This is a genomic window from Nitrosomonas sp. Is37 (genome assembly GCF_033063275.1).
Classification (GTDB): Bacteria; Pseudomonadota; Gammaproteobacteria; order Burkholderiales; family Nitrosomonadaceae; genus Nitrosomonas.
Genome location: NZ_JAWJYP010000061.1, coordinates 1 through 4922 on the forward strand (window position 1 = coordinate 1; position 4922 = coordinate 4922).

6 protein-coding genes are annotated in these 4922 nt (G+C 47.7%); 4 read left to right on the top strand and 2 right to left on the bottom strand.

The genetic code is table 11. The annotated features are described in order from the left end of the window. Positions 1–505 precede the first annotated feature (505 nt). The 3 genes from R2Q26_RS15155 (at position 506) to R2Q26_RS15165 (ending at position 2880) form a co-directional block, all read left to right on the top strand. Positions 506–1114: an alpha/beta hydrolase gene (locus R2Q26_RS15155; protein WP_317537055.1), complete on the top strand. Its 609-nt coding sequence runs from the start codon at positions 506–508 to the stop codon at positions 1112–1114. Positions 1115–1135: 21 nt separating this feature from the next. Further along, the gene (locus R2Q26_RS15160) at positions 1136–2035 is read left to right on the top strand and encodes an alpha/beta hydrolase (protein ID WP_317537056.1); all 900 of its coding nucleotides are present in this window, start codon (positions 1136–1138) and stop codon (positions 2033–2035) included. Between the two features lie 152 nt (positions 2036–2187). Beyond that, the gene (locus tag R2Q26_RS15165) at positions 2188–2880 is read left to right on the top strand and encodes an MT-A70 family methyltransferase (protein ID WP_317537057.1); all 693 of its coding nucleotides are present in this window, start codon (positions 2188–2190) and stop codon (positions 2878–2880) included. Between the two features lie 430 nt (positions 2881–3310). Here R2Q26_RS15165 and tnpA read toward each other — a convergent pair whose 3' ends face one another. Next, a complete protein-coding gene (gene tnpA, locus R2Q26_RS15170) occupies positions 3311–3742 on the bottom strand; it encodes an IS200/IS605 family transposase (protein WP_317537058.1) in 432 nt (143 codons plus the stop codon). A gap of 39 nt (positions 3743–3781) precedes the next feature. Between tnpA and R2Q26_RS15175 the strand changes: the two genes are divergently transcribed. Then, positions 3782–4579, top strand: a complete 798-nt coding sequence (locus tag R2Q26_RS15175; RefSeq protein WP_317537059.1) for a hypothetical protein — start codon at positions 3782–3784, stop codon at positions 4577–4579. Here the strand turns inward: R2Q26_RS15175 and R2Q26_RS15180 are convergent. After that, positions 4545–4922 (bottom strand): IS5 family transposase (locus R2Q26_RS15180; RefSeq protein ID WP_317537060.1); only part of this gene is annotated, 378 nt, incomplete at its 5' end. The two genes, R2Q26_RS15175 and R2Q26_RS15180, sit on opposite strands and share 35 nt — an antisense overlap.

Below are 4922 nucleotides of genomic sequence, written 5' to 3' on the forward strand. Positions count from 1 at the left end.
CTTATAGCAAGATCATCAACTATATCTCATCCTTTGAGAATCCCTTATCGACTCTATTTAAGTGCAGAATGCTCTAGAATGCTTCCAAACGATGGTAATCTCAGCTTCAGTCAAGCCGCTTCATGCGAAGCAAACTGTGCTTCGACAGCTACCACTTCTTCTGGCTGACCAAACCGATGCAACGAGTAATCATTGATGAAATTCGGCATGCCTACTTCCCTGGTTTGCCCTGAACCTTACACAGCTTCCATATCTCTGTCAGAATAGTACTACTGGCTATCATTTCTACACAAATTCACAGATGCTTTGCCATACGACAAAAATCAATTACTATCATGTAAGCAAACAGGGCTCTTTGATAATGATCATGTCAGTTGTAATTCCATTTTTAAATCAAACCTGACTTTGTCGGCTTCTCCTTGCCGTATCATTTATACTATCTGCGGCCCGCCTTTGCATCATGTTTAATTTGGAAATGGAATAATTTATACCTTGGGATAATTCTATGCCATCTAAACTCTTATTTCTGCCTGGTGCATCAGGTAATACCCAGTTCTGGCTGCCTGTGGCCAATCTACTTACGTATCCCGCAGAAAAAGTTTATTTAAAATGGCCAGGTCTTGGGTCCACACCGCTCGATCCCAAGGTGAACAGCATACATGATTTGGTTGATCTGGTTGTTGCTGAGATTGATCAACCTGTTGCGCTCATCGCACAGTCGATGGGATGCGTCATGGCTATCCAGGCCACACTCGAGAAACTTGATCTTGTCACCCATTTGGTGTTGGCAGTCACCTCTGGTGGAATGGATTTGGAGAGCTTCGGGGCGCAGGATTGGCGTCCACTCATACTCGCTGCTAATCCTTCTTTTCCTCGTTGGTTATCTGAATACGATGAGGATTTGACACCTCAGTTCCACAAGATCAAGGTACCCAGCTTGCTTTTATGGGGTGATGCTGATCCGATCAGTCCTGTCAGCGTGGGTCAGCGCCTTGCAGCGTTGCTGCCACATGCCAAACTGCACATTGTGTCAGGTGGCGACCACAATTTGGTCATGAGCCATGCTAAAGAGGTTGCGCCACTGATTGATACGCATCTTGCCAAATCAACCTGAGTTATCAGTCAATTTTAAACGATGTTTCACATTGTTCATGCGCCAGCTTTTATTGGGTTGATTATTCTTGCCGTTGTCTGTGGCATCGCAATTATAACTATCGGTATCAAGGCTGGGGGTGAGCTTTGCCGCCCTGCCCAACGATCTGTCGGTAGCGTCCCGGCAGACTTGCCTGTCGAAACGATCATATTGCAAAACGCGTCAAACGAAACGATCGAACTGGTTTCAGGATGGGCTATACGTGGAACACCGGGAATGGGCGTGGTTCTGCTGCTGCATGGCTTGCGCAGTGACCGACGCCAGATGCTGGATCGCGCCAGGTTTCTCTTTCGGGCAGGTTACTCGATCATGCTGATCGACCTTCCTGCTCATGGTGAAAGTAGTGGTAAGTGCATTACCTTCGGTTATCGGGAGGCCGAAGGAGTCGAAGCTGCCATGCGCTATTTGGCAGAGGCATTTCCACATGAAAAGATCGCGGTGATCGGTGTTTCCTTGGGTGCGGCATCGCTCGTGCTCTCGAAAGTATCGCCTGTCCCCAGTGCTGTGGTGTTGGAATCAATGTACCCGACCATAGAAGAAGCAATTGCTCGCAGGCTGCAGAAACGGCTTGGTCCATTCGGAAGTTTGCTCACGCCGATATTTCTTTGGCAGCTACCCATTCGGTTTGGCGTTACAGCAGACCAGCTTCGCCCCATCGCCAATCTTGCTGCTTTACATAGTCCGGTGCTCATCATGTCAGGCGCAGAAGATCTGCATCCCACGGTAGCAGAAACGCAACGCCTGTTTCAATCAGCTAATCAACCCAAAGAGCTATGGATCGTCGAAGGTGCTGCCCACATCAATCTCCACGCATATCATCCCAAAGAATACGAAGCCAGGGTGTCTGCTTTTTTGCAGAAGTATCTGCGGGGTGAAGGCTAATTCTTAACGTAGATTTTGTGCAAAAAAATCTCTATTTGAAGTGCTTTCCTCCACTGGTTTGTTGATCAAAGGAATACACAGTAGTGTAAACCGTATGAATCCGCTATTTTGATAAACTGGCTATAGTTTTTTGAAAAGGGAAGAAGATAGTCGTGACAGCACAGGTTTATCACATCACAGAGTCGAATCCATCGGAAGATTTATTGACGAAGATAGAAGGGCAGTATTCGACCATCTTGTCCGATCCACCTTGGCAATTTCAGAATCGCACCGGCAAAATGGCGCCCGAGCACAGGCGGCTGCTGAGATATCCCACCATGAAATTGAAAGAAATAATGGAACTCCCTGTTTCCCAACTTGCAGCTGCCAAATCGCATCTTTATCTTTGGGTGCCGAACGCCCTCCTGCAGGAAGGCCTCAATGTGATGGAAGCGTGGGGTTTTACCTACAAATCGAACCTGGTCTGGTACAAGGTCCGCAAGGATGGTGGCCCCGATGGGCGGGGGGTGGGTTTCTATTTTCGCAATGTTACTGAGTTGGTGCTGTTTGGGGTGCGCGGCAGCCTGCGCACACTTGCTCCAGGACGGACACAGGTTAATCTTTTTTCAAGCCGGAAACGGGAACACTCACGTAAGCCTGATGAGATCTACGATTTGATTGAGTCCTGTTCGCCAGGTCCCTATCTGGAGCTGTTCGCACGTTTCCGCCGACCCGGCTGGCATCAGTGGGGCAACGAAGACGTAGAGGAGAACACGCACCACGGCGTGGCGCGTCGCAAAGGTCATATCGATACGCAACAGTGGCTGCCAAAAACGCTGGGGGATTACGATAGTAAGGACGAATAGGCTTTCCCAGTAAACAATTACCGTTTGTGGTGAGCTTTGTTGAACTGCCAGGCTGTGAATGCTGGTCTTTGACAGGCTCAGACTGAACGGTGTAGCAGTACTATATTAGTGGGTAGTCATACCATGAAATCTAATCAGTCTTTAAATTGCCCGGTTGCTTATGAGATACTCTCTAACTTTTTAAGCTAAAACTATAAATAACTATAAATCACCCGGGAAATTTTAGGTTGGCGGTACCAGCCGCAATCTATACCACGGGTGTTATCAAAGCAACCATAATATTCCTGCCGTAAAATCATGATCGAAATCATTGCTACTTTTGCCCGGTGGTCGCAACTGACTGCCAAGTTAAATTACCTCCGGCAGAGCCGGAGGCTTATTTCTGTTAGCCCCTCAAAGGGGCAAGAATTGGCGCCACCTAAAGGTGGCATCACATACCAAGCTTGAGCTGATCATAATGTTCATCCTCCTTCTCTTGATGTCGGATATATTCTCTAACCATCTCTTCATCTAACCCTACGGTCGATACAAAATAACCACGCGCCCAAAAACTTTCACCTGTGAAATTCCTCGATTTCCCCATAAACTTTCGTGCTATCGATATTGCACTTTTCCCCTTGATATACCCTACTACGTAAGACACTGAGTACTTCGGCGGAATACTAATGCACATGTGTACATGATCAGGCATCAAATGTTCTTCCACTATCTGGCATTCTTTCTGCTCTGCTAACTCGTGCAATACCTTCCCAAGGTGCTTTCGTATTACTCCAAATATCACCTTTTTCCTTCTCTTCGGAATAAATACAACGTGGTACTTACAGTCCCATGTTGTATGGGCCAAACTCTGATAATCTCTCATTTGATTCTCCTGGCTCTTGATCAAGCTAAAAGAATCAAGGTGACCGTATCACACGGTCAAACCTTTAATAGTCCCCCGGCAAAGCCGGGGGATTACCTCGTTTATTTAATCTTGTTTGGAAGCTGTGTTTTTCTTGCCATTGTTGGACAACAAAAGGCTGTGTTTGAAACCTCGTGGGCGAGCCGTCTGGAAAAAAGATTCCCTTGGCTAGCGGGTGTGGTTTTATTGGGATTGATAGCTATCCTGGCGACGACAACGGGTGAAGCAACGGGAAAGATAGTCAATACCTGGAATCCAGCTGCATGGTTCGAGGTTGTCCAGCAGACACGGGTAGGGCATTTATGGGCGGCAAGGGCGCTGCTGGCAGTTGTTCTATTTGGTGTCATTTTGTATGTCCGACGCCTATCTCGTGTGCGATGGCACTATATTTTGTGGGCGGTTGCTGCTTCACTTCCCGTGATCGCAGGCTCATTGATGAGTCATTCCGGCGCGGAGGAAATATCATTTGTATCGATCGCGTCCTATGCGCTGCATATCCTGCTGGCAGGAGTATGGTTTGGTGCATTACCCGCTTTTCTATTGACCGTGTATGACAGTCATCGGTCTTCAGACAAAACCTCATCTCTGCTAAATGCAGCGTCTTTGAAGGAATTCTTGGCAACTGCTCTGCCTGTGATGCTGCTGATGATAGCAACCGGTTTAATGGTGGCAGATCGTATGGTGGAAACCTATTACCATGCGCTGGTTGCCAGTTCTTATGGTTGGCTGCTAAATTTCAAGCTTGCGCTATTAGGTAGTGTAGTCACAAGATATTTGCCCAAAGAGCGATGCATCTGATATGGACGGCGGCGAGGAAGGAAGCGGTGTTTTTAGCGTATCTTGTGGTAATGCCGCGCCATCTTTTCAGGTGCAGGAAGGCATTTTCGATCAAGTGTCGGGTCTTATACAGATCTTCATCATACGGCCTTTGAACACTACGGTTTTTCTTCGGCGGGATTACGGGCTCCATGCCCTGAGCTTTTGCTTGATCAAAAATAGCATCGCTGTCATAGCTTTTGTCCGCAATCAGTTGATCGGCATGAAGCCCCTCGATCAGGTGGCCAGCCTGCGTGCAATCCGCTCTGGTACCTTCCGTGATAATAATTCTGAGCGGCATACCATGCGCATCCACGGCCAGCTG